Source organism: Haloarcula limicola, assembly GCF_010119205.1.
GTDB lineage: Archaea > Halobacteriota > Halobacteria > Halobacteriales > Haloarculaceae > Haloarcula > Haloarcula limicola.
The window spans coordinates 195,096-219,524 of sequence record NZ_WRXM01000003.1; the positions used below are offsets into that span (position 1 = coordinate 195,096).

Below are 24,429 nucleotides of genomic sequence, written 5' to 3' on the forward strand. Positions count from 1 at the left end.
CGTCGCCGTTCCCGTCGGGCTATCGTTACCGGTCAGTCGTTGGAGGGCGTCTTACTCAGCGTCGAGTCGGCGGTGGATCGAGTCAGGAACCAGGCCGCGACGATGACGCCTGCGACGGCGAGTTGCGCGTACCCGACGATCCGAAGCATCCCCACGCGCCCGAACGCGTCGACGAGCGGCATCGGGGCGAACGGCGAGAGCGCGAACCCGCCGTAAGTCATCATCGTGATGCCGCTCAGGGCGCGGCCCCGGACCTCCTCCTGAACGATCGATGCGACCCAGTCGTTCACTGTGGGCATGACGATGCCGAATCCCATCGCACCGGCGACGACGACGCCGGCGATCACGAGCGCGGGAGCGCTCGCGGTCGTGAACAGGATGAAGCCGGCCCCTCCAACGGCGAAGGCGCTCGCTATCACCGTAACGTGCCGTACGTGTTGTTTGATGCGACCGTACAGCGTAGCGACGACGACGCCGGCGACCATCACGCCCGAGATTATCAGTCCGATCTGTGAACCGCCCACGCCGAGGGAACCCTGGAGGTAGTACGGGACCTCTATCATCACGAGGTTGGTCGACATCATTCCCAGAAGCACCAATAGGTAGATGCCGGCCACCAGCTTTGCGGGTGCCTCCCGGACGATCTTGGCAGCCGCCTCGAGTCGACCTAGTTCGTCGTCTGCTGCGGACTCCTTCACATCGGGTTCCGGCAGGAACCGAAGAATCGGTGGGACGAACAAGAGCGCTCCGGCGAAGACGAGAAAGATGTACCGCCACCCGAAGCTGGCCGCGATATAGCCTCCGAGAGTGGCTGCGACGGCACCGCCACCGGCCTGCACCGCGCCGTAGTACCCCATGACCGACTCGCGGCGATTACCCGAGTAGTAGTCTGCGATGAGTGTCGGCACCGTGACCATCAGCGCACCGACGGCTATGCCGTCGAGAATACGCGTCGCGAGAATCAGGTAGATCGAGTCGAGGAAGAACGCGACGCTCGTCCCGACCCCGTAGATAATCACCGCGGCGATCAGAATGGGCTTACGCGCGTATTTATCGAGCAGATACCCGGTGAGCGGTGCGACGACGATGACGACCCACGCGGAGGTCGTGCTGACCAGTTGCGCCAGCGTCACCGAGTTCGGCAGATGCGAGAACGTCTCCTGGATCGCCGGAATGGTCGGGTTGATCAGCGCCCCGGAGAACGACGGAATGACGCCGATCAGCACCAGCGTGACGAGCACCGACCAGTGGAACGACTTCGAGTGGTCTCCGGACATGCTCACTCACCGGATTTCCTTCTGTTTCGCGGGCAGTGCATAGTCCTCAGTGTGGTCCCTGAGAGATGCCGTGGCATACAGTCATATATCACTACAACCATTATAAATATCTTTCCATGGCAGTCTCGGGCAGTCCGAGCTGCGGAGGAGCTCGACGTGGGTGCGTCCGACTCGGGATCGTGCCCGGTGGGCGCGAGGCGAGCGTGGACCGCTCCTGCCGAAGGCATATCCACATCCACAGCGGCTGTCTCGAGCTGTTGCGAGCGGCAGCGCGGGCAGTCAGGCCCGTAACGGCCCCGAAACGATAATGTATATACGCTTCCGGAAGCATCGACTTCGTATGGTTCGACCAGCCTTAGTGCTCCCTCCGGAGCCCGACGAGCGGTGGCAACTGGCCAAGCAGATGGGCGTCACCGACGCCGTGATCCATCCCCTGGAGATCGGCGACGACAAGAGCACGTGGACCTACGACGAACTCCGCGGACTCAGGAACTGGCTCGAAGACGCCGGGCTGAACTTCACCGTGCTAGAAGGCAGCGTCCCGCTGACCGATCGCGTCCGCCTCGGGCTCGACGGACGGGACGAGGACATCGAGGAGTTCAAACAGTTCCTCCGGGACTGCGGCGCTCTCGGCATCTCCGTCGTCTGTTACGACTGGATGGCCGGCGTCCGCTGGGCTCGGACCGCGGCCCACGTCGAGTCCCGCGGCGGGTCCTACGTGACCGGCTACGACGACGAGAAGATGCGGGGTGGACCGACCGTCCCGGCCTCCGAGCGGAGCCGCGAGGAGATCTTCGAGGCGCTGGCGTACTTCCTCGAGGAGGTCGTTCCCGTGGCCGAGGAGGCGGGCGTCAAACTCGGACTCCACCCGGACGACCCGCCCCGCGAGTCCGTCCGCGACGTCCCCCGCGTCGCCAATAGCGTCGAGAACTACGAGCGAATCTTAGACGTCGTCGACAGCGAACACAACGGCGTCACCTTCTGTCAGGGCAACTTTGCTGCGATGGAAGCAGATGTCCCGGACGCGATCCGGAACTTCGGCGAGCGGATCAACTTCGTCCACTTCCGAGACGTCGAGGGCGACGCTGACCAGTTCGTCGAGACCTGGCACGACGACGGTCCGACGGATATGCACGCGGCGATGGCAGCCTACGAGGACGCCGTCGACAGTGATGTCCCCATGCGCCCCGACCACGTCCCGACGATGGCCGGCGAGGACAACTCCAATCCCGGCTATCACACGAAGGGGCGACTGTTCGCTATCGGGTACATGCGCGGTCTGCTGGACTCGGTCGAATGAGAGAATAGCCGTCGCGCGGTCGACGACAGCCGCCCCGACCGAACGCTCTGCCGTCGATAACCGGTGTTTCTGGAATACGTCCTGTTGTCCCCTACAGCGTCCTCACTGCCGCGGATTCGAGGTGTAGAAGTCCCGAAGGACGTGGAACGACTTCTTCTTGCGCCCGTGCTGGTCGACGACGCCCTTCCGGTTGTATCCCCGCTGGTACTCGTTCTGACGCATCGGTGCCCGGAAGTCGAAGAGGATCCACGGGGACATACCGGCGACCTGCTCGTTTGCCGCGGCCGCTTCCGTCTGACCGCGATAGATCGCAGCCTGGTACTCCTCGGTCCAGCGGTCGTCTTCGGTCCCGTGGTTGCCCCACTTGGCCCCGCCGCCGGTCTCGGAGATGACGACCGGCGTCCCGTCGGGGTCGTCCTGGAAGTGCTGCATGTCGTCGGAATCGCCGTAGTACCAGCCGAAGTACTCGTTGATACCGACCACGTCGAGGTCGTCCTCCAGCGGGTCTCGGACGACGATCCCGTCGTCGGTCTCGTCGGCGAAACACGCCGCGGTCACGAGCCGCGTGTCGTCGAGACTCCGAACGTACTCGGCCATCTCGGGGAGCACCTCGTTTCGAGTCTCGTCGTTGTGGTCGGTCTCGTTCGCGATCGACCAGAGCGCGACCGACGCGCGGTTCCAGTCGCGCTGGATTAACTCGCGGAGCTGCTGCCGGTACAGCTCCTGTACGTCCTCGTCGCCGAAGTTGACGTCCCAGTACGCGGGGACCTCCTCCCAGAGGAGGATGCCTTCCTCGTCCGCCGTCCGGGCCATCTCTTCGGTGTGGGGATAATGCGCCAGCCGTGCGAAGTTACAGCTCAGTTCGTTGATCCACTGGAAGCGCGTCTGGACGTCTTCGGTGTCTAACGCGCGCCCCTTCCCGGCGACCTCCTCGTGCAGTGCGATGCCGCGGAGCCAGATCTCCTCGCCGTTGACGAGAATATCGCTTCCCCGTACCTCCACTTCCCGGAACCCGACGCGGTCGGTGACCGCGTCGGTGCCGTACGCGAGTTCGATCTCGTACAGACGCGGGTCGTCGGGACTCCACAGCGTCAGGTCGTCGCGGTCGAACGAGAGCTCCGCGCTGAGCCGTCCGTCGCTGTCGGACGTGAGCGATTCGTCGACGCCGAGCTCCGGGAGCGTAACGGACGCCTCAGCGTCCGCGTCGGGGCCGTCGAGCCAAGCGTCGACTCGGACGTCGACCGAGTCGTCGCCGACGGTGGTCTCGACCTTGAAGTTCCGCAGGTACGTCTCCGGGACCGAAACGAGGTCGACGGACCGATTGACGCCACCGAAGTTGTACCAGTCGGTGCTCTCGTTCGGAATACCGTCCTCGTAGCGCTCGTTGTCCATCCGGAGAACGATCACGTTCTCGCCGTCCCGGAGTTCGTCGGAGACCTCGAAGCTGAACGGCGTGTACCCGCCCTCGTGTTCCCCGAGACGCTCGCCGTTGAGCCAGACCTCGGCCTTGTAGTTGACCGCGCCGAAGCGGAGGAACGTGCGGTCCCGTTCGTCGATCGCTTCGCGGTCGAACGTCCGAGCGAACCACACCCAACCCTCGAAGTGACGGAACTCGGGTATCTCCTCGCCCCAACTCGACGGGACAGCCACCGAATAGCCATCGTAGATATTGAAGTCGGTGATGTCGTCGGTGCCCGACGCGCTGGGTTCGTAGATCGACTCGAAGCTCAGTGCCGGCTGTCCCTCGTCGTCCGGGAGGGCCGCACTGTCGCCGTCTTCGTCGTCGACGAAGTCGTCGAAGTAATCCCGGAACATCTCGTACTGATCGGGGATCGCCTGCCATTCGCCGTCGAGCGAGTAGCTGTCTCGCGGGTACGTTAACAGTTGCATCAACTAACGCCAACAACGTAGACGCATAAAAAAGTTTTGTGACCGGCCACCAGTCCACGCCGAGACCAACTCGGCGTCCGATCGCTCTCTGCGGATCGAGTGACCAGCGCCGTCGGCAGTAGCTGCTGGACTGTCGGTCCGTCGTCAGTTCGAGGCCCGTTCGACTCGCGGTTCGAGACCGTGAGTGAGGGCGTCGCCCGTCGTAGCGTCGAAGAGGTGGATTTGCGCGCGGTCGAGCGCGACATCGACTGTCTCTCCGGCTTCGATGTCGATGGTCGGCTCGACAGTCATCAACAGTTGGTCAGTCTGCGTATCGGCAGGCTCTCCCTCGTCGAGATCAGCCTCGAAAGCCACGTTCGTTCCTTCGGGACGTAGATAGACGACGAGTTCGTCACCCATCGGTTGGACGACGTCGACCTCCAGCGTAACCACGTCTGTCGCAGTGGCCGTCGTACGGTGAGCGTCGAGGTAGACATCTTCCGGTCGAATGCCGAGGATCACGTCGTCGCCATCGTCGATGCTGACGGACGGCGGGAGGTCGACGTCGATTCCGAGCCCGGGAGCGGCGAACGAACCACCGTCTATCCGACCGTCGACGAACCGCATACTGGGAGAGCCAACGAAACCTGCCACGAACAGGTTGGCCGGTTCGTTGTAGCACCGTAGGGGCGGTGCGAACTGCTGGAGCCGACCGTCGTTGATGATAGCGATGCGGTCCGAGAGAGTCATCGCCTCCTCCTGGTCGTGGGTGACGTATACCGTCGTGACGCCGAGTTCCTGCTGGAGTCGCTGGAGTTCCGTCCGCATGTGGACCTTCAGCTTCGCGTCCAGATTCGCCAGCGGTTCGTCCATGAGGAAGACCTCCGGGTCCAGTACGATCGCGCGGCCAATGGCGACCCGCTGTCGCTGTCCGCCCGAAAGCTCATCGGGCATCCGGTCAAGCATTCCGTTGATCTGGAGGATATCAGCGGCCCGCTCGACTCGTTCGTCGATCTCCGACTCCCGGTAGTTCTTCAGTCGGAGTCCGAAGGTCATGTTCTCCCGGACGGACATGTGGGGGAACAGCGCGATGTTCTGGAACACCATCGCGATGTTCCGGTCCTTCGGGGGCTTGTTCGTCACGTCCGTCCCGGCGATCTCGATGAGACCACTGGTCGGTTTGGTCAGTCCGGACACCGTCTCGAGCGTCGTGGACTTCCCACAGCCCGATGGCCCGATGAGCGAGACGAACTCGCCGTCTTCGATATCTAAGTTCACGTCGTCTACCGCGACGACGTCGCTGTACCGCTTCGTCACACCGTCGAGTTTGAGATGGGTCATGGTTGTTCTACGTCGTTGGTAATCGTGTAGCGATCTATCCCTTGATAGAGCCCGACGTGAGCCCGCTCACTATCTTCCGCTGTGCGAGTAGGACGATGAGCGCGACGGGCACGACGCCGATGAGGCTCGCCGCCGCCATCAGGTCGTACCTGACGGAGACCTCGGTCTGGTAACGCAGCAATCCCCAGACGATGGGCGACCAGTTCTGGGGTGACCCGGTCGTCATCAGCTGGGAGAAGAAGAACTCGTTGTAGGCCGTGATGAACGTGAGGATGCCCGCAGTGACGAATCCCGGCGCGGAGAGCGGCGCGATGATACGGTAGAGCGCTCCGATTCGAGTCGTACCGGTGACCCGCGCGGCGTCTTCGAGGCCGTCCGGAATCTGGCTATAGAACGTCGTCAAGAGGAGGATGGCGAACGGGAGCGAGAGCGCCGTCAGCGGTAGTCCGACCGCCGCCGGCGAGTTGAACAGGTTCGGACTGCTGACGCCCAGCACGGTCACGTTCCCCGTCAAGAGCTTGAACAGCCCGACGATGAAGGTCGCACCGGGGAAATACGAGACGGAGATGAGCAAGAGGAACAGCGGCCGCTTCCCGCGAAACTCCATCCGCCCGAACGTGTAGCCGGCGAGGCTCGCGAACACCAACACGAACGCCGTCACGCCCGTCGCGATGAGGAGACTGTTACGCATGTAGAGGTGGAACGGCACCGCCTGAAACGCGCCGATGAACGATGTCGGATCGAAGCCCGCCGGCAGCAGACCGGCCTGCGTCGTGTTGCCGGGCTTTGAGAGTGCGAGCATCACGAGGTAGTAGAAGGGGAACAGCGAGATGAGCAGGATGAGCAGCGTAGTCCCGTAAAACGTGTACCGGAAGAGCGGACTGGCGTCGTCGTCGAGACCGATCGCGAACAGCCGATCCGAGAGCGACGAGTCGGTCGCCATCTCAGATTCCCCCCGCCCGCGACCTGCTGAGGACGACGAGGTAGATCATCGAGACCGAGCCGATCAACAGCGCCGTGAGGAACGCGAGCGCCGATGCGGTCCCGTAGAGACTCCCGTTGAACGTCCCGACGACGGCACACGTCATCGATGGCATGGTGCTACAGTTCGAGATGGCGTCGATCTGACCGTAGACGCGCATCGAGCCGATCGAGGTCAGTAGCATCGCGACCATCAGCGTCGGTACCGCTTGCGGAAAGGTGATCATGCGAAACTGCTGCCACCGAGAGGCCCCGGCGACCTTCGCGACGTCGTAGAGGTGTTCGTCGATGCTCTGGAGCCCCGCGAGGACGATCAGCGCGACGTAGGCCGACCGCTTCCAGATGGCCGCAAGCGTCACGATTCCGACCGTCGAGGCGCTGTTGCTGAGCGGGCGCGCTCCCACGAGACCGAGGTCGTGGAGAATCTGCGTGCCGAACCCGCCGGGGATGAACATGAGATAGAAGATCATTCCCTGGATGACGATGGGGACGGCCCACGGAATCAGTACCGCGGTCCGGACGATAGAGCGCCCACGAAACGTCTTATTGAGGACCAGTGCCTGCACAAACCCGAGCGCGGTAATCAGTACGACGCTGAGCACGGTGTAGATTATCGTCGTCGGTAGAATGCTCTGGAACGGGTTGCTCAGGTCGAAGAACGGACGGATGAGTATCGCCCCTCGCTGTCCGGTCACGATCTCGACGTAGTTCTGCAGGCCGACGAATGCGCCGTGGAACTGACTGAAGCTGTCCGCGTACAGCGACGTCTGGAAGGTGTAGAGGATCGGCCACAGCGCGATCGCCGTGAATATCACGAGCGTCGGCGCGAGCACGAGGTACGCGAACTTGGTCTCAGAGAGGTTCTCGACCCAGTCGTTCACGCGGGCTCCGCTCCGTCGGAGGCTGTTCGGAACCATCGACTCCTGTCGGGTCGCGGTCCGATTACTGCTGGCCATAGCTTTCCTCTATCTGTGCCAACTGTTTTTTAGCGTCGGTCATCCCCGTTTCGGGAGCCTTGCTCTGGGAAACCACGTTGTGGACCTCCTGTGAGATGACCTTCGACTCCTGGAAGTAGATCGGCGTTACTGGCCGGGGGATCACGTTGTCGGCCATCACGGAGAACGTGTCCATGTACTGTCCGAATAGAGGATGGTCCGCGACTCCCTTCGTCTGCAGGAGCTTCGGTTTCGGTGGCAGAAAACCGCTCAGCTTGAACCACTTGACGAGGAAGTCGTCCGTCATGACCGTTCGAAGGACCTCGAGCGCCGCGTCCTGTTTGTTAGAGTTCGGGTTGACCGAGAGGTTGTAACCTGCCAGCGGCGACATCGTCCCGCCGATATTCTGGTACTCCGAATCTGTCTCTCGGATTCCGTACGGTTTCGGCATCAGCCCGAGTTTCTCGCTCACCGCGTCGCCGAAATTGCTCTCCGAACTCGCGAGTTTGGCGAACGCGGGGTTGCCGACCGTGTACGCGAAGGAGTTGCCGTTGAGGAAGGCGTCGAGGTCCTTGGTATAACGCCACCCGAGTACGTCAGAGGGGACGATCCCGCCGACGAACGAGTCGTCGTCGAGCGAGTGCTGGTCGTCGTGTCCCCACATGAACGTCCTGAGCATCCGGAGCGAATCGAGGACTTGCTCCTCGTCGATGGTGATCGGTCGATCGCCGACGGGGCCGAACAGGTAATCTTGACCGCCGAAGTACGCGCCGCCCCACTGTGACATAATCGAGTTGAACGTACAGCAGGTGACCGTCTGCGACAGTTCGAACGGCATCGTGAGCCCGTACCGGGTGCCCTGCTGTTTCTGGACGGCAGCGGCGATCTGAGAGAACTCTTTCCAAGACTTTGGTTCCGTGCCCCAGTTCTCGCCGTCAGGGTCGTACCCCGCCTCTTTCGCGAGGTCGCGGCGGTACCACATTCCGCGAACGTCCATGATGAGCGGGACGCCGAAGACGTCCCCGTTCCGGCCGCGACTCGAGTCGACGCTCTCGGCGTTGAATTCGTTCTCGAGAGTCTGGATGTGCTCATCGGAGAGCGCCTTACTGAGGTTTAGCAACTGCCCGCGTCGGATGAACGGGATCGACCAACCGACGTCCATCGTCAGGATGTCGGGACTCCCTCGGCCGGCGTTGAGCCACTGACGGTACTGCTCTTCCAGCGTTCCAGGCGTCTTAGTGCTAAGTTCGATACTGATGTCCTCGGAGAGCCCAGCCTCGTGCAACGCTGGCTCGAACTGTTCCACGGCCTGCTTCGGTGTCCGGGAGAGCAAGTTCATCTTCAGCGTCGTCGAACCGTTCGAACCGCCACCGCTCCCGTCGCTCGCGTTCGACCCACTGCTGCCGTCACCCGAACACCCAGCGAGCGATGCTCCGACGCCTGTCGCACCAACTGCTCTGATGAATCGTCGCCTATGTACGCCGCTATTTTCGGACATGCTACGGTGGCACATACATAGACTATAATATTAATAGTTTTTGGTCGACGTGACTCTCGGCTGTATTCGAAGGGCGCAATCGTACATCTAGACTGTCGTCTGAGAGTCGTTACCGACAGAGAAACGGAATCAGCTCCCAGGTTCAGATCTGACTTCGGTTTCCGACGACGGATACGCTCGTCACGCCATGCGTTAGAGCATAGCGCTGCGAAAAAACGATAGCCTCAGACGCCGCTGAACGCCGAGAACCCACCGTCGACGGGAATCACCGTTCCGGTGACGAACTCGGCCCCGGGCGCGAGCAGCCAGAGGACAGTCGTCGAGAGGTCTTCCGGATCGCCGAACCTGCCCTGCGGAGTCTGGTCGATGATCGACTGGCCGCGGTCCGTGTACTCGCCGGTCTCCTCGTCGATCAGCAGATACCGGTTCTGCTCGGTGAGGAAGAATCCGGGCGCGACCGCGTTCACGCGGATGTCCGGGGAGTACTCCTGTGCCATGTGGACGGCCAACCACTCCGTGAAGTTCGAGACGGCGGCCTTTGCACCCGAATACCCGGGGATCTTGGTCAGGGGCGTGAACGCGTTCATCGACGAGACGTTCAGAATCGCTCCCTTCCCCTGATCGGTCATATACTCGCCGAAGGCCTGCGAGGCGAGGACCGTCCCCACGAAATTGACGTTCACGACGCTTTCGAGTCCCTCCTTCGGCAGATCGAAGAAAGACGTGTCCGGTCCCGTCGTCGCGTCCGGATGGTTCCCGCCAGCGGCGTTGACGAGCACGTCGATGCGCCCGTACTCGTCGACGACCGTCTCGGCGGCCGCGTCGAGCTCGGCCCGATCGAGCACCGACGCCGGAATAGCGATAGCGTCGATCCCCCGTTCCGCGAGTTCGGCGCGCGTCTCCTCGAGTTCCTCTTCGCCGCGGGCGAGGAGCGCGACCTTGCCGCCGTTCTCGCCGATCGCTTTCGCCATTTCGGAACCCAGGACTCCCGATCCGCCGGTTATCACGCAGACCTTGCCGTCGATGTCGAAGTCGTTTGGGACAGTCATCGTGGTCTACAGTCCGAATCGTAGCGGAGATGTATGTATGTTCTGTGTTTCCGACGGACGCGGACAAACGGAGACAAACCCCGGCGTGCCCGGTGCTTCGGGGCGCGGATCGCGCCGATCGCCCGGTCAGAGCACCCGCCGCCACTACTCGAAGCCGTACAGCGACTTCGGCCGTTCGTAGGCCAGGTGCGTCGCGAGTTGCTCGGCATGTGTCATCGGCATCTGTCCGCGCTCGACCATCTCTCCGAGCACGTTCGAGAGGACGCGACGGAACATCTCGAACCGAGAGCTGAACGATATCAGTTTCCGCGAGTCACTCACCATCCCGGCGTGATTCGCGAGCAAGTCGACGCTGCCGACCTGTCGGAGCTGCTCGTCCATTCCGTACGGGCTGTCGTTGAACCACCACGCGGGGCCCACGCTGACGTTCCGAAACGCCCGTGATAACGTCGTAAGGGACGGATAATGTGTCGGATCGACTGTGTAGAGGACGATCTCCATCTCGTCGTCGAACGTGTTCAGGAAGTGCCGGAGGTTCTCGGTCAGCTCGACGTCTTGCGTCGAGACGTCGCCGCCCGCGTCAGCACCGACAGTTTCGTAGAGAGAGTCGCGATAGTCACGAACGGGACCGATGTGGAGCTGTGTGACCCAGTCTCTCTCGGCGTTGAGCTTCCCCACCTCTTCGAGGATGAACGCCTGTAGGTCACGGACGCCGGTTTCCGTCAGATTCTGTCCGTCGATAGCCCGTCGGTAGAGCGTTCGCGCACGCTCTCTACTGACCGGACGAGAGACCGGTTCGGTCAGGCTGAGATCGCTCGCCCGACAGCCGTGTTCGGCGAAGTGGTCGTGCGTCTGTGCCAGCGCGTCCAAGAAACCCGATAGCGTCTCCGTCTGCACGCCGGTCGCGGACGCCAGTTCCTCGACGAACTCGTTCCACGACCCATCGTCGACGTGGAACGCGCGGTCGATGCGCCACGTCGGCCGCACGTCGAGCCCGTCGATATTCTCGGCAGCGCGCTCGTGGTCCGAGAGCGAGGAGGTCGGGTCGTCCGTCGTGCAGAGGACTTCGACGTCCATCGATTCGAGTAGCTGTCGGGGATGCATGGCGCGGGTGGACAGCTGCGCCTCCGTCTCGTGCCAGATCTCCTCGGCGGTCTCCGACGAGATCGGCTTCTCGATACCGAACTGTCGCCGCAGGTCGAGATGGATCCACTCGTAAGTCGGGCTCCCGGCGAGTTCGGGGAAAATATCCGCCAGCGCCATCCACTTTTCCCTGTTCGGAGCGTCACCGGTGATCTTCCGCTCCGGGACGCCGCGCTTTCGCATCACCGACCACACGTAGTGGTCTGTCGCCCCTTCCACTTCCCAGATGTCGTCCCAGCCGTCGTTGGTCACGATTTCGGTCAGATCAGCGTGACTATGAGGGTCGACTATCGGGAGGTCTCTGATGCCGTCGTACAGTTCGGCAGCTGTCCCCGACTCGAGGAGGTAACTGTCATCAACGAAGCCCATGTATTCGACTCGCCGATCCGCACATAAAAATCTAACGACAGCCCGGACGACTGCATCCCCCTCGTCTACGACAGACAGATTCGCCAGCAGCGAATCAGGTGTCAGAGAAGCCCTATCGACCGCAGCCCGCGTGACACGGGCCGAGTAAACAGTTTCAACAGTACGATCTCTCGGTTACCGTTACCCGGTTCGTGGTCCAGGCTCGATAACCGAATACTGAAAATAGCCTCGTGTTCTCGAAGAGCGAATTACCGTCTCATTCGGCGGCGCCAGCGTCGAACCGAGGAGAGAATCGGACGAGGGGAGCTGTGCATGACAGGTGTACAGTAGTTATTCAGAGAAGCTATCTCTGCTCGATAGGGTGTCGAGAGGTCAGGGTCGATAGGCTACTTCGCAGAATTACAGCACTTTCAGCCCGCTGGACGGCTGTTTCTCGTTTATCGAACGAGTCGGTCGGAAGTGCGATCGGGAACGTAGCGGTGACCCATCCGACCGAACCCCGATACGAACGTCAGACCAGATGACGACGATCTCCGCCGTTAAATAATGCAAGTACATCCGTTATTTCTTTTCGGTGCGATAGTTTACCTGGCTCGACCCGGGTTTGGCGGCCCGGACGATCGGCCGAGCGAGGCGCAAAAATTCCGAGGAAAGTCGCTCCGTTATTTCTATCCCCAATTTTATAGCCTTTAGAAGCCATGAAACGTAAGATTCGACAGAGGAGAACAAGACCTAAGTGACTCTGTACTGTTGTGTATGCTATGCCAACGAACACGCCGCGGAAGATAGAGGCGGTCCACAAGACCTGCCGGATCATCGATATCCTCCAGAGACGTGGCGAGGCAGGGATAACGGACATCTCCGAGGAAATGGACTTCTCGAAAAGTGCGGTGCACGGGCATCTCGCGACCCTCGAAGACGAGGGCCTCGTCGTGAAAGAGGGACATTCGTACTATCTCAGCCTGCAGTTCGTCGACATCGCCGAGTCCGTCAAGGATCGGATCGCGAAGCGAGAGATCGTCAGAGAGCAAGTCCGCACGCTCGCAGAAGAGACCGGTGAAGTCGTTCACTTCGGCGCGGAGGAGAATGGGCGAGTGGTCTACCTCGCGAAGTCGAAAGGGGCTTCAGCGGTCGAGACCGCCTCGAAGATCGGCAAACAGATGCCGATGCATTCAACGTCGCTGGGCAAGGCGATACTGGCCGAACTGCCGCGTGATGACGCCGAACGGATCATCGAACAGCACGAACTGACCGCGCGGACGGAGCACACACTCACCGACTCTAGTGCGCTACTGACGGAATTGAGCGATACCCACGAGCGCGGGTACTCCATCGACGACGAGGAGAATATCCCGGGCGTCCGCTGTATCGGAATGGCCGTCTCGGACCCGGAAGCGGGAGTCTTCGGTGCGCTCAGCATCTCTGGACCGTCCCAGCGGATGACCGAGGACAGAATCGAGAACGAACTCTCCGAGGAGATCGCACAGGCCGCGAACGTCATCGAAGTCAATTCGATGTACTCGTAACCTCGCGTCTCAAATCGGGCTCGGCAGAGAGCGGCTCGGCTTATCAAAACATTTGTAAGTGGGTATGGGGTATCTCTCGTTGATGTCGGAGAGCTACAAGAATTACGTGCGCGGTGAGTGGGTCACCGCCGAGTCAGAAGCGACGTTCGACGTTATCGATCCTGCACAGTCCGACGAAGTCGTCGGGACGTATCAGCAGTCCAGCGAAGCGGACGCTGAAACGGCGATAGCGGCCGCAACTGCTGCGGAGGACGCGTGGGCGTCGACGCCCGGACCGGAACGGGGGACCGTGCTGAAGCAGACGAGCGACGCGCTCGCGGACCGGAAAGAGGAGGCCATCGAGACGCTGGTGCGAGAAGAGGGGAAAGCGCGGTCTGAAGCAGCGGGCGAAGTACAGCGAGCCATCGATATCTTCGCGTACTACGGGCAGAAAGCGCGGGATCTCGGTGGGCGGCACAAAGCCTCCAGTAGCCGCGACACGGACCTCTACACCAAGGTCGAGCCCCTGGGGACCGTCGGGCTCATCACGCCGTGGAACTACCCCATCGCGATTCCGGCCTGGAAACTCGCACCGGCACTCGCGGCGGGGAACGCCGCCGTCATCAAGCCGGCGACCGCCGCACCCGGGCCGACGCGGATACTCTTCGAGTGCCTCGATTCGGCCGGGCTGCCGGACGGCGTCGCAAACATGGTCACGGGCTCCGGAAGCCAAGTCGGGACGCCGCTCGTCGAACACGACGACGTCGACGGCGTCTCGTTCACCGGGAGTACCGCAGTCGGGACGGACATCGCGGAGACCGCCGCGACGGAGCGAAAGCGCGTCCAGTGTGAGATGGGCGGAAAGAACCCGACCGTCGTCATGCCGAGTGCGGACATCGACGAAGCCGCCGAGATCGTCGCTAACGGCGCGTTCGGGACGACCGGCCAGTCCTGTACGGCCGCGTCACGAGCTATCGTCCACGAGGACGTCTACGAGTCGTTCGTCGAGAAAGTCGTCGAACACGCTGAAGCGGTGGATGTAGGTGCCGGTCTAGACGACCCGGACATGGGTCCACACGTCTCGGAGAGCGAACTCGACTCTACGCTCGAATACGTCGACGTCGGGCGTGAGGAGGGTGCGACCCTCGAAACCGGCGGGACCAGATTGACCGATAGCGACTTCGAACACGGGTTCTACGTCTCTCCGACCGTGTTCTCCGACGTGAGCAACGACATGCGTATCGCACAGGAAGAGATTTTCGGCCCGGTGCTGTCTGTCATCGAGACCGAGGACTTTGACAACGCCGTGGAGTTAGCCAACAACACTGACTACGGACTCGCTGCGAGCATCGTGACCGATCGACTCTCCGAGGCCGACGCGTTCGTCGACCGCGTCGAGTCTGGCGTCGTCAAAGTAAACGAGAAGACGACCGGACTGGAGCTGCACGTTCCCTTCGGCGGCTACAAGGACTCCTCGACGAACACGTATCGGGAGCAGGGCGACGCCGGGCTCGACTTCTTCACCGCTACCAAGACCGTCTACCGGAACTACTGAAGTTCGCTGCGGTCGGTCGAGCGATTCGGCAGTCGCTCCGCCTCGCCGACTCTCGTCGTCGCTGAGAGATTGTGACGGAGCGTATAGTCAGTTATTTATACCAGCAGTTGCTGAGGCTACATAATGCCACTCGGTAGAGACGAGGTCAAAGACTGCTTGCGAGGTGTGGCGGTCGGCCTCCTGACTCCCTTCGACGAGCAAGGTGAGATCGAACGCTGGAAGATCGAGGAGAACGCACAGGCGCACTACGAACAGGGAATCCGCACCTACCTCGCGGCCGCGAACATCAGTGAGTATCACTCCCTCTCACAGGAAGAACGTGTCGACGTGACCGAAGCGAGTGTGAACGCGCTCCCGTCCGATGCGTGTGTACTCGCCGGCGTCGGTGGAAGCACGTCGGCGGCCCGTGATCTGATTCGGGCCTACGACCGTCTCGGCGTCGATGCGATGATGGTAATGCCCCCGGACCACACGTATCTACACGAACGCGGGTTGCTGGACTACTATCGTAAACTGGCCGACGTGACGGAAACACCCTTGGTTCCGTACGTCCGGGGCTTCGACCCGTCTGTCGAGTATCTCGTGGAACTGTCTCGAATCGACGCTATCGCCGGCATCAAGTACGCTCTCGAAGACCCGATAAAGCTCGGCGCGGCGACGAGCAGGGGTGCTGACGACGTCGTGTGGGTTGACGGCCTAGCGGAACCCTACGCGGTCTCCTACTGGGCCGAGGGCGCAGAGGGCTTCTCCGCCGGAGTGAGCAACTTCCGACCGGAGGTCGGTCTGGAACTGTTCGAAGCCCTCTCGAACGGGAACTGGGAGCGGGCCCGAACGCTGCGAAACATCTGTTTACCCTATCAGAACTTCCGCGATCGAACCGGCCAAGACAACTCGATCGCGGGCGCTATCAGCGTCCCGGCCGTGAAGAAGGGGCTCGACCTCGCGGGGATGCACGGCGGGAGCGTGCGTGAACCGATTCGCCCGCTCTCCTCGTCGGAAGTGCAGGAAGCGACGGACATCTACAACGAACTGGACGACAATATCGCCCGGCTGATAGCCTGAGAGAGTTCGAGACGAAGAACTAAGACAGACGAAATACGTAAGTTAACACATGGCACGAAACGAAACGACTGACACGGACTCGCTCCCGCTGCGGAGTGGACTCAGAACGCGAACGCTCTCGGACGAACGACTCCGCTTCTGTCGACAGATCGGCGTCGAAGATATCTTCCTCGACCACCGTGACCCGCGTGGAGACGTCTTCGAAGACGAAGGTAGCGACGACAGCGAGACGATCACCATCGACGAGGGCGTCGTCCCGTCCGTTTCCGAACTGGTACAGGCACGCCGGCGAGCAGAAGACGCAGGGCTACGGCTGATGGGGATCCAGTCGCTGAGTTACAACGTCTACGGCAAGATCATGCTCGGGAAAGACGGGCAAGAGACCCAGCTGGAGACGATAAAGGACCTCATCCGGAACGTGGGACAGGCGGATATCCCGATACTGGGGTACCAGTGGAACCCGCGGGGCGTCGTACCGATGCGTACCTCACAGACCGTCCGCCTGCGCGGCGACGCGCGAGGGAGGGGGTTCGACATCGAAGATATCGCAGACCCGTACGAGCGGGCCCCCGGCGTGGAGCGGGAGTACGAAGAGGCGGAACTCTGGGAGAACTACGAACGGTTCCTCGAAGCGGTTCTGCCCGTCGCCGAGGAGGCGGGTGTCCGGCTGGCGCTTCACCCGGCCGACCCACCGACAGTCGAACAGCTCGGCGGTATTCCCCGCCTGTTCCGTAACTTCGAGGCGTTCCAGCGAGCGATGGAGCTCGTTCCCAGTGACAATCACGGGCTCAAGCTCTGTCTCGGATGCTTCTCCGAGATGCCTGATACCGACGTCACCGAAGTGATAGAGCACTTCGGCGCCAACGACGACATCGTCTTCGTCCACTTCCGAGACGTCATCGGTACCTGGCCGAATTTCACGGAGACGTTCGTCGACGACGACCAGAGCAACTTCGATGCGCTAGACGCTATCGAAGCGCTACAGGAAGTCGGGTTCGACGGCGTGATGGTCCCAGATCACGTCCCGGAGATCGTCGACGACACCGAGTGGGGCCACCGCTCTCGTGCCCACGCCATCGCATATCTCAACGGTCTGCTCGCGTGCTCCCAACGGGAGTAACGGCCGTTGGCGGGCCGCATCCGAAGGTGATCGGTCGACGGTGAAGAGATTCGTGGGAACATATCGCAAGTTTATTTGATAGCTCAGCCGAGGTGTGTTCTATGAACGTGTTGGTCACCGGTGCGTACGGTCGGTGCGGAACCGCCATAATCGACCACCTGCACCAGAATCCGAACTACGATTTCACGTATCTGAACCGGTCTGACCGGCCAGACGATCACCGGTACGGTGCCTTCGAGACGTACGTAGCCGACGTATCCGACTACGACGCAATTCGGCCCGCTTTCGACGGGAAGGACGCTGTTATCCATTTGGCGGCCTATCCCTACACCGACGGAGACTGGTCGGACGTCTTCGAACCGAACGTGCTCGGAACGTACAACGTCTTAGAGGCTGCCCGAGACGCGGGGATCGAATCCTTCGTATTTGGGTCTACGAACCACGTACAGGGGCTCTACGAGGCCGAACTGGCACCCGAACTCTACGAGCAGGACCACCCGCTAGTACTCGACCATACTGACCCCGTCCGACCGGATTCGTTGTACGGTGCGACGAAATCCTTCGGGGAAGATATCGGCCGATATTACGCGGAAGCGATGGAGTGGCCACGTCGGTTCTACGCCCTACGGATCTGTACTGTCCAGTCGGCCGCGTTCGACTCTCCATACGGCCCTGCAGAGCGACGCGTCGAGAACGGGGAGATCGCTCGGGGCGGAGCCGCGTATCAGCGATCGGTGAACCGAACGAAAGCCACGTGGCACTCCCGGCGGGATTTCGCTCATCTGATCGACTGTTGCCTGCAGGACTCCGACGTGACCTACGGGATATTCAACGGCGTCAGCGACAACGACCGCCGCTGGTTCTCCATCCAGAACGCACGCGAACGACTCGGCTATCAACCCCAGGATAACGGCGAAACGTGGGACGAACCCCCCGCGACCGAGCAGGGCGACATCGAGTCCTAACGCCCGAACCAGAAAAGATGAATACGACGGTTCGATACTAGGACACGTGACGGGTAGATCTCACGTGGCGGCTATCGGAACGTATAGCGCAGCAACCAGTACGGGAGTCCACACGGTCGCAGTTGATCCGGACACCGGCGCATTGACCCAACTCGACTCCGTCGTCGCCGGCCCGAACCCCACATTTGTCGCCTCGCATCCACACGATGAGTACGTCTACGCCGCAGTTCGGACTGAACCGGAGGGCCTGATCAAGGCTTTCCAAGTCGACAACGATACCGGCGAGTTATCTCTCGTGAGTAGTATCGAGAGTGGGGCGCTTAGCCCGTGCCATTGTAGCGTCGACGCGACCGGAGAGTATCTGTTCGTCGCTCATTACGAGGGTGGGTCCGTGTCGATGCTCCCGCTCGGATCCGATGGTACCGTGGCTGCACCAACTGCGGTAGTAGAACACAGCGGCGACAGTATCGATCCCGACAGGCAAACGAGTCCACACCCGCACTCGGCTAATCCCGGGCCGGCTAACGACTACCTCTACGTACCAGACCTCGGAACCGACCAAGTCATCGTTTACGAGATTCGTCCCGCAGAGGACGATATCACCGTACACCGAACGGTAGATGTTGCACCCGGGTCGGGTCCACGCCACCTCTCGTTCGGGCCCGATGGCGAGTACGGATATCTCATCAACGAACTCGATTCGACAGTTACTGTTTTCGAGCGAGCCCCTGATGGGGATCTGAGCGAGCAGTCGAAGATATCTACACTTCCCGCCGATTTCGAGGGCGAAAACAAGACCGCGGAGGTCGAGGTTCACCCCTCCGGTCGATACGTGTTCGCCTCGAATCGAGGCCGAGATACTATCGTGACGTTCGCCGTTGCTGGAGACGAGCTGCGTCACATCGGCGAGATACCGACCGGCGGTGCGTGGCCTCGGCACTTCAGCGTCAGTCCGACCGGCGAATTTCTCTTCGTCGAGAATAGGGACACTAACGGGATCGTCGTCTTCGATATCGACATCGAAACTGGCGAGCTGACTCGAATCGACGAGCGATTGGCGGTCACAGAGCCGGTTTGCCTTCAGTGGGTTTAGCGTCCGCAACTGCTGTAGTTTGCCGAATGCAGAGTTTATCTATCACTACGTATTAGTGCAGTCGTACACGGTAGATTATCGCGGTCCCGCCGTCGGTGGAATACGGACTCTGCAAACCGGCGACGCGATACCCGCCGACTCGCTCGCGTCGCTCATATCGTTCGGTCGATTCTCCGTGTCCGCATTTTCATCACCGCTAATATCTTTCAATACCAGAGATATCCACCCATATATTGTCCCTATTTTGACTCTTATCGATACTTCTTCCCGTATAGTCCATCAATAAGGAGATATATTTGCCGAATAGCATCGAGTATACACATATTCTCTATTTTTCTCTCGAATCTGAATATCAGGTTCTATCTTCTAGCTATATATTATATATTAGTCTATTTTGTTCTCAGATTGGGTATTTCTAGTCATACATAAAGCGCGTGACAGACGGTTTCTCGACATCCATGTCGGAAATCAGGCGCCTAGCAACAGCGCGGCCCGCAGAGTCGCGGACTGACGAGGCCAGCCGTTCGTTCGTCGATGCCACTAACCAGCCGTTCGGCCCTTACGAATCGGGTCCGAGCGGGCCGTAGCGCGCACGGGGCAAAGCGGAAACGGCGTTTCATTTCTCCTCGCACAGAGAGGGCTATCGTACAGTTACCAAGGATCACGGAACGTCAGTTAAAATAACGAGCGTACTTTTGTCATTTCACGCGTGGTGCCGTTCGTCTCTTCCGAAAGAATAGCACGAGAAGGGGTGGACAGCGAGGGTTCCGGACGAACCGTCGTGAGTTCGGGACCCCGGCGAAACGGCCGAAACTATTTGACCGTTGCCCGCGCGTGAACTGGTATGGGTCTCGGGTATACGACCATGATGTACGACAGTTCGGAGATAGCAGCGGGCATCGGCGACGTCGCCGCGTGCCAGTACGACGGCGTCGAGATCGGCCTGGAAAAGGTTCGAGAGGCGGGTCCCGACAGGGTGGACGCGCTGGTCGACGAGTACGACCTCGACCTCTACTGCGTGATGAGCGAGTGGCTGGAGACGGAAGCCGCGGTAGACAGGGTTGCGTCCGACTTCGATATGCTCTCTGACCTCGACGTCGACAACGTCGGTCTGCTTCCGCCACAGCGCAACCGGCAGGACGACGCGACCGTCGAGGAGTGGTTCACGCGCCTCGCCGACGCGGCGACGGACGCGGGCGTGACGCCGCTCGTCCACCACCACGGCGCGACGCACGTCGAACGGAACGACGAGGTGCGACAACTTCTCGACGCGGTGGACGGACTCGAACTCCTGTGGGACACCGCCCACTACTACCCCTACGGCGAGAACTTCCCCGAGGGTGACGTCACCGACGGCATCGAGACGTTCGCCGATGACATCGGCTACGTCCATCTGAAGGACGTGGCCCCACCGACCGGGTTCGACGAGATGCGCGACAGTCTCTCGGCGGGCGACTTCCACCTCGACCACGTGATCAACTACTTCCGCTCCTTCACCGACCTCGGGCGCGGCAAAATCGACTTCGAGGCGGTCAGTGAGACGCTGGAGGACGTGGGCTACGACGGCGACATCACCATCGAGATCGAGAACCGGACGGAGAAACCGCTCGTCCACGCCAAGGAGAACTACGACTACTGGCGGGACATCCGGCCCAAGGAAGACCGGTAAACCACCATTCCGACGAGGCGTTCGCATCTCCCGAACGGATCTGAGCTCAATACCGTCTCGGCGGTCGCGTCGTTTCCGTCGCGGTGCAGGGTAGTTACGTGACTGTCGTTTCAACGGTGAGAGCGGTTATCCCGCTGAGCATCCGCGGCGGCCGAGACGCCTCGTCAACTGGTAGTCGGCGACCACCAGAAGCTATAACAGGCATTGCAAGAAAGTTCGGGTGATGCGATTCGGAATCATCGGCTGTGGCCTCGTCGCACAAGTCATGCATATCCCCTACCTCGCGGAGCTCCCCGAGGCGGAGCTACACGCCTTCGCCGACCCCGCGGAGGGGCGGGCAGAGACACTCGCGGATCGATACAACGTCCCGCACGTCTACGCGGGACACGAGGACCTCCTCGCCGAAGTGGGCGACGACCTCGACGCCGTGGTCGTCCTCACGCCGTCGCACACGCACGCCGACGTCGCCGTCGACACGTTGGACGCCGGCGTCAACACGCTCGTCGAGAAACCGATCGCGACGAGCCTCGAAGACGCCGACCGAATGGTCGAAGCGGCCGAGGAAAGCGACGCGACGGCGATGGTCGCGTACATGAAGCGGTACGACCCCTCCTACGAACGCGCACAGGAGGTCGTCGCCGACCTTGAGGAGATCGACCTCGTCACCGCCTACGACGTGGACCCCGACCACTTCCGCATCGTCAAGGAGGTCTACGACCTCGTCGAGGGGATGCCGCCGGAGGACCTGATCGAGGAGAGCGTCGCCGAGCGGCGAAGCGACATGGAAGCCGCCATCGGGACGGACGACGAGATGCTCCTCGACGCCTACGACTTCCAGTTAGAGCACGTCTGCCACGACGTGAACGCTCTCCGAGGGCTGTTCGGGGCCGTAAAGAGTATCGACCACGTCAACATCTTCGCCGAAGGCCGGTACGCGACCGCCCACCTCACCTACGAGGACGGCGTGGAGTGCGTCCTCGAAACGGGTGACTCCGACCGCAAGTGGTTCGAGGAGTTCGTCCGCGTCGACTCGCCCGACGGGATGGTGAAAGTCGACTTCTCGAATCCCTTTATCAAGAACACGCCGACCGAGCTGCGGGTCAAGCGGGGCCTCGAAGACCTGACCGACTCGGTGGAGACGCCGTCCTACGAGGAGCCGTTCAAGCGCGAACTCTCGTACTTCGTCGACTGCGTCGACGGGGAGCGCGACGTTCGGACGACGTTCGCCGAGGCGCGCGAGGACCTGCAGGTCATCGTCGACCTGTTCCGGACGTACCGCGGCGAGAGCCCTCGCTCGGCGGACTGACTCGTCGCGTCTGCACTTCCCCTCGAAAAAACGGGCTCGACGCTATTCCTTGCGGTGCGCTTCGACGGCGTCCCAGTCGAGTTCGATACCCAGCCCGGGCGCGTCGGGAACCCGAATGCGGCCGTTCTGGATGAAGTCCTCCTCGCGGGCGAGCAGGTCTTCCCACCATGGCACCTCGCGGGCGTGGTACTCCAGGGCGACGAAGTTCGGCACCGTCGCCCCGACGTGGGCCGTCGCGGCGGTCGCGACCGGGCTCCCGATGTTGTGTGGGACGAGCGCCTGATAGTACGCTTCGGCCATCTCGGCGACCTTCTTCGTCTCGGCGATGCCGCCCGTCTTGGGCACGTCCGGCGCGAGGAAGTCGACCGCCTGGTCCTCGATGAGGTCGCGGAAGCCGTGGCGGCCGTAGCGGTTCTCGCCGGTCAGAATGGTCGCGTCGACGCGGCGCTTCAGCTCCCGCATCGCGTCGGTGTTCTCCGGCGGCAGGGGGTCCTCGATCCACGCGAGGTCGTACGGTTCGAGCGCCCGGCAGAGGCGCTCTGCGGTCTCGGGACTGAAGTTCCAGTGGAGGTCCACGGCCACCTCAGCGTCGTGACCGATCTCCTCGGTGACGGCCTCGACGACGCGCTTCTTGTGGTCGATCTCGGGCGGGTCGAAGTGCCGCGAGAGCGTGTCGACCTCGCGGCCCGAGGGCACGTCGAGGTCGAACTTCACGATATCGAAGCCGTCCCCGACGGCCGCGCGTGCGGCTTTCGCGTAGGCTTCTGGTTCGTACGTCGAGTCCTCCTGTCCCTCCTCGGCCGATTCGACCATCGCCTCGCCGGCGTGACAGTCGGCGTAGACGGCGACCTCCTCGCGGGTCTTCCCGCCCAGCAGTTGATACACCGGCTGGTCCAGCAGTTTCCCGGCGGCGTCCCACAGGGCGATCTCGACGCCGCTGATGGCGATGGTGCCGACGCCCTCCTGCGAGCCCCGACCCGAGAGGCTCCCGCGCATGAGGTTGTACAGCCGTTCGACGTCGGTCGGGTTCTCGCCGACTAAGACTGGCCGGAGATAGTCGGTGATGATCTCGTGGACGCCCGGCGAGGGGTAGGCCTCGCCGATGCCGGTGACGCCCTCGTCGGTCTCGACGGTGACGATCGTCCACGGGAAGTTCCCGTCGACGACGATCGTATTCAGGTCGGTTATCTCTGCCGCGGGGCCGTCCGCCCGGCGAGGCATCTCGTCGAAGTCGGCCCACATCGTCGCTGCGAGTTTTGAAGCGAAGTCCTCGTACATGATTCGTATCCTGTGTTCAGTGGCACCGGCCCCGGTCCCGCGTCGGAGCGGGACGCGCCGGTGTACCGCGCTTTCTCGGCAACTCGGCAAGGGCGGGGTAGGGATGGCACGTATCGCCGCATCGACCCCAGTCCGTGCCGAATCGCATCGTCCGTCATATCCACGCTCGGTCAGTTATAAGTTCCGATGGATCGGGCGTTCTACGCCCGCGTTAGCGTGGGAACCGACGGTCGCGACTCCGGTGATCTCCGTCCGGTCGGGCATCATTCCGTCGCGTTTCGATGGGAGTCGATGTTTTGTTTCGCGTGGACGAGCGGGCGCTCTCGCCGGTTCTCGATCTCGATGGTCTGGTGGCCGTCGTAGCCGGCGTCCGCGAGCGCCTCGTCGATGGCTTCGAAGTCGAGTTCGCCCTCGCCCAAGTCCCTGAACGCCCAGATGAAATTGATGATGCTGTCGAAGTCGACCTTCCCCGCCGTGAGGTTCTCGACGTGCGTCTCGAAGCCTGCCGGGGATGCGATGTCCTTGAGGTGGACGTATGCGATATCGTCGGCGTACCGTTCGATGCCCTCGACGACGTCGCCGTAGGGATGGTAGTGAGCCGTATCGAACAGGAGTTCGACGTTATCGGGCGTTCGGTCCAGCCACTCGCGTATCTCGTCCGGCTGCTCGATGTGCGCGCCGCCGTGGTGGTGGAGAACGACGGTGATGCCCGCGTCTTCGGCGGCCGCGGCGATGTCGTGGAGCCACGTCTCGAAGTCGTCGTCGGAGACCTGTCCGCGAGGCGGCGGCAGGATGCCGAGGAAGTCCGCCCCGAGGTCGGCGGCGAGCGCCGCCCCGTCGATGGCGTCCTCCGCGTCGTCCTCCGTCAACAACCAGCCGGCCATCACGCAGTAGAGGTCGAGGTCGTACTCGTCGAGGAGACCAGCTATCCTGTTGGGTCCGGCCTCTCGGAGCTTCCCGAGGCCAATTTCGAGCCCGTCGTATCGGCAGGCGGCGACGTCGCCGATACCGGTCTCGATCACTTCACTGGGATCGTACATGATCGTCGTGTAACCGAGTCCCATGACCGTTGATAATGAAATGCGTCGACATTAATCTTTCTGAACGACGGCAG

Annotated in this window: 19 protein-coding genes; 9 read left to right on the forward strand and 10 right to left on the reverse strand. The window is 61.8% G+C overall.

Going from position 1 to position 24,429, the window contains the following annotated elements; translation table 11 throughout:
- Positions 1-32: 32 nt before the first annotated feature.
- The gene (locus tag GO488_RS15960) at positions 33-1,277 is read right to left on the reverse strand and encodes an MFS transporter (protein ID WP_162318840.1); all 1,245 of its coding nucleotides are present in this window, start codon (positions 1,275-1,277) and stop codon (positions 33-35) included.
- Positions 1,278-1,617: 340 nt separating this feature from the next.
- Between GO488_RS15960 and GO488_RS15965 the strand changes: the two genes are divergently transcribed.
- On the forward strand, positions 1,618-2,577 hold the full coding sequence (locus GO488_RS15965) for a mannonate dehydratase (protein WP_162318841.1): 960 nt from the start codon (positions 1,618-1,620) through the stop codon (positions 2,575-2,577).
- A gap of 102 nt (positions 2,578-2,679) precedes the next feature.
- Here the strand turns inward: GO488_RS15965 and GO488_RS15970 are convergent, their stop codons facing one another.
- The 7 genes from GO488_RS15970 to uxaC form a co-directional block, all read right to left on the reverse strand.
- Positions 2,680-4,467 (reverse strand): glycoside hydrolase family 2 protein, encoded by a 1,788-nt coding sequence (locus GO488_RS15970; RefSeq protein ID WP_162318842.1) that lies wholly within the window; start codon positions 4,465-4,467, stop codon positions 2,680-2,682.
- Between the two features lie 144 nt (positions 4,468-4,611).
- Positions 4,612-5,787, reverse strand: a complete 1,176-nt coding sequence (locus GO488_RS15975; protein ID WP_162318843.1) for an ABC transporter ATP-binding protein — start codon at positions 5,785-5,787, stop codon at positions 4,612-4,614.
- Positions 5,788-5,821: 34 nt separating this feature from the next.
- Positions 5,822-6,730 (reverse strand): carbohydrate ABC transporter permease, encoded by a 909-nt coding sequence (locus tag GO488_RS15980; protein WP_162318844.1) that lies wholly within the window; start codon positions 6,728-6,730, stop codon positions 5,822-5,824.
- A gap of 1 nt (position 6,731) precedes the next feature.
- Positions 6,732-7,724, reverse strand: coding sequence for a carbohydrate ABC transporter permease (locus GO488_RS15985; RefSeq protein WP_162318845.1), 993 nt, complete (start codon positions 7,722-7,724; stop codon positions 6,732-6,734).
- Entirely contained in the window at positions 7,711-9,042 is a 1,332-nt protein-coding gene (locus GO488_RS15990; RefSeq protein WP_162318846.1) for an extracellular solute-binding protein, read from the reverse strand. The genes GO488_RS15985 and GO488_RS15990 overlap by 14 nt, the downstream gene beginning before the upstream one ends.
- 383 nt (positions 9,043-9,425) lie before the next feature.
- The gene (locus tag GO488_RS15995; RefSeq protein ID WP_162318847.1) at positions 9,426-10,250 is read right to left on the reverse strand and encodes an SDR family oxidoreductase; all 825 of its coding nucleotides are present in this window, start codon (positions 10,248-10,250) and stop codon (positions 9,426-9,428) included.
- A 144-nt stretch (positions 10,251-10,394) separates the two neighbouring features.
- Positions 10,395-11,762: a glucuronate isomerase gene (uxaC, locus tag GO488_RS16000; protein WP_162318848.1), complete on the reverse strand. Its 1,368-nt coding sequence runs from the start codon at positions 11,760-11,762 to the stop codon at positions 10,395-10,397.
- Between the two features lie 761 nt (positions 11,763-12,523).
- Between uxaC and GO488_RS16005 the strand changes: the two genes are divergently transcribed.
- The 8 genes from GO488_RS16005 to GO488_RS16040 all read left to right on the forward strand — a co-directional run bounded on the left by GO488_RS16005 (position 12,524) and on the right by GO488_RS16040 (position 22,037).
- The gene (locus GO488_RS16005; protein WP_162318849.1) at positions 12,524-13,288 is read left to right on the forward strand and encodes an IclR family transcriptional regulator; all 765 of its coding nucleotides are present in this window, start codon (positions 12,524-12,526) and stop codon (positions 13,286-13,288) included.
- An 82-nt stretch (positions 13,289-13,370) separates the two neighbouring features.
- On the forward strand, positions 13,371-14,822 hold the full coding sequence (gene xacF / locus GO488_RS16010; protein WP_162318850.1) for a 2,5-dioxovalerate dehydrogenase: 1,452 nt from the start codon (positions 13,371-13,373) through the stop codon (positions 14,820-14,822).
- 123 nt (positions 14,823-14,945) lie between these two features.
- Complete coding sequence (locus GO488_RS16015; protein WP_162318851.1) at positions 14,946-15,884, forward strand: dihydrodipicolinate synthase family protein; 939 nt, start codon at positions 14,946-14,948, stop codon at positions 15,882-15,884.
- A gap of 49 nt (positions 15,885-15,933) precedes the next feature.
- Positions 15,934-17,004: a mannonate dehydratase gene (locus GO488_RS16020; protein ID WP_164509651.1), complete on the forward strand. Its 1,071-nt coding sequence runs from the start codon at positions 15,934-15,936 to the stop codon at positions 17,002-17,004.
- A gap of 101 nt (positions 17,005-17,105) precedes the next feature.
- Entirely contained in the window at positions 17,106-17,969 is an 864-nt protein-coding gene (locus GO488_RS16025) for an NAD-dependent epimerase/dehydratase family protein (RefSeq protein ID WP_162318852.1), read from the forward strand.
- Positions 17,970-18,015: 46 nt separating this feature from the next.
- The gene (locus GO488_RS16030; RefSeq protein WP_162318853.1) at positions 18,016-19,062 is read left to right on the forward strand and encodes a lactonase family protein; all 1,047 of its coding nucleotides are present in this window, start codon (positions 18,016-18,018) and stop codon (positions 19,060-19,062) included.
- Positions 19,063-19,906: 844 nt separating this feature from the next.
- Positions 19,907-20,731: a sugar phosphate isomerase/epimerase family protein gene (locus GO488_RS16035; protein ID WP_162318854.1), complete on the forward strand. Its 825-nt coding sequence runs from the start codon at positions 19,907-19,909 to the stop codon at positions 20,729-20,731.
- A gap of 223 nt (positions 20,732-20,954) precedes the next feature.
- Positions 20,955-22,037, forward strand: coding sequence for a Gfo/Idh/MocA family protein (locus GO488_RS16040; RefSeq protein ID WP_162318855.1), 1,083 nt, complete (start codon positions 20,955-20,957; stop codon positions 22,035-22,037).
- Between the two features lie 42 nt (positions 22,038-22,079).
- Here GO488_RS16040 and GO488_RS16045 read toward each other — a convergent pair whose 3' ends face one another.
- The gene (locus GO488_RS16045; RefSeq protein ID WP_162318856.1) at positions 22,080-23,315 is read right to left on the reverse strand and encodes a mandelate racemase/muconate lactonizing enzyme family protein; all 1,236 of its coding nucleotides are present in this window, start codon (positions 23,313-23,315) and stop codon (positions 22,080-22,082) included.
- A gap of 263 nt (positions 23,316-23,578) precedes the next feature.
- On the reverse strand, positions 23,579-24,379 hold the full coding sequence (locus GO488_RS16050; protein WP_162318857.1) for a sugar phosphate isomerase/epimerase family protein: 801 nt from the start codon (positions 24,377-24,379) through the stop codon (positions 23,579-23,581).
- Positions 24,380-24,429 lie beyond the last annotated feature (50 nt).

Bases quoted from the DNA above. Each gene is read 5' to 3' on its own strand.
- GO488_RS16050 (WP_162318857.1), bottom strand. From the start codon at position 24,379: ATGGGACTCGGTTACACGACGATCATGTACGATCCCAGTGAAGTGATC.
- GO488_RS15985 (WP_162318845.1), bottom strand. From the start codon at position 7,724: ATGGCCAGCAGTAATCGGACCGCGACCCGACAGGAGTCGATGGTTCCG.
- GO488_RS15970 (WP_162318842.1), bottom strand. From the start codon at position 4,467: ATGCAACTGTTAACGTACCCGCGAGACAGCTACTCGCTCGACGGCGAA.
- GO488_RS16025 (WP_162318852.1), top strand. From the start codon at position 17,106: ATGAACGTGTTGGTCACCGGTGCGTACGGTCGGTGCGGAACCGCCATA.
- GO488_RS16005 (WP_162318849.1), top strand. From the start codon at position 12,524: ATGCCAACGAACACGCCGCGGAAGATAGAGGCGGTCCACAAGACCTGC.
- GO488_RS15960 (WP_162318840.1), bottom strand. From the start codon at position 1,277: ATGTCCGGAGACCACTCGAAGTCGTTCCACTGGTCGGTGCTCGTCACG.
- GO488_RS15975 (WP_162318843.1), bottom strand. From the start codon at position 5,787: ATGACCCATCTCAAACTCGACGGTGTGACGAAGCGGTACAGCGACGTC.
- uxaC (WP_162318848.1), bottom strand. From the start codon at position 11,762: ATGGGCTTCGTTGATGACAGTTACCTCCTCGAGTCGGGGACAGCTGCC.
- GO488_RS15990 (WP_162318846.1), bottom strand. From the start codon at position 9,042: ATGAACTTGCTCTCCCGGACACCGAAGCAGGCCGTGGAACAGTTCGAG.
- GO488_RS15980 (WP_162318844.1), bottom strand. From the start codon at position 6,730: ATGGCGACCGACTCGTCGCTCTCGGATCGGCTGTTCGCGATCGGTCTC.
- GO488_RS16020 (WP_164509651.1), top strand. From the start codon at position 15,934: ATGGCACGAAACGAAACGACTGACACGGACTCGCTCCCGCTGCGGAGT.
- GO488_RS16040 (WP_162318855.1), top strand. From the start codon at position 20,955: ATGCGATTCGGAATCATCGGCTGTGGCCTCGTCGCACAAGTCATGCAT.
- xacF (WP_162318850.1), top strand. From the start codon at position 13,371: ATGTCGGAGAGCTACAAGAATTACGTGCGCGGTGAGTGGGTCACCGCC.
- GO488_RS16045 (WP_162318856.1), bottom strand. From the start codon at position 23,315: ATGTACGAGGACTTCGCTTCAAAACTCGCAGCGACGATGTGGGCCGAC.
- GO488_RS16035 (WP_162318854.1), top strand. From the start codon at position 19,907: ATGGGTCTCGGGTATACGACCATGATGTACGACAGTTCGGAGATAGCA.
- GO488_RS16015 (WP_162318851.1), top strand. From the start codon at position 14,946: ATGCCACTCGGTAGAGACGAGGTCAAAGACTGCTTGCGAGGTGTGGCG.
- GO488_RS15995 (WP_162318847.1), bottom strand. From the start codon at position 10,250: ATGACTGTCCCAAACGACTTCGACATCGACGGCAAGGTCTGCGTGATA.
- GO488_RS15965 (WP_162318841.1), top strand. From the start codon at position 1,618: ATGGTTCGACCAGCCTTAGTGCTCCCTCCGGAGCCCGACGAGCGGTGG.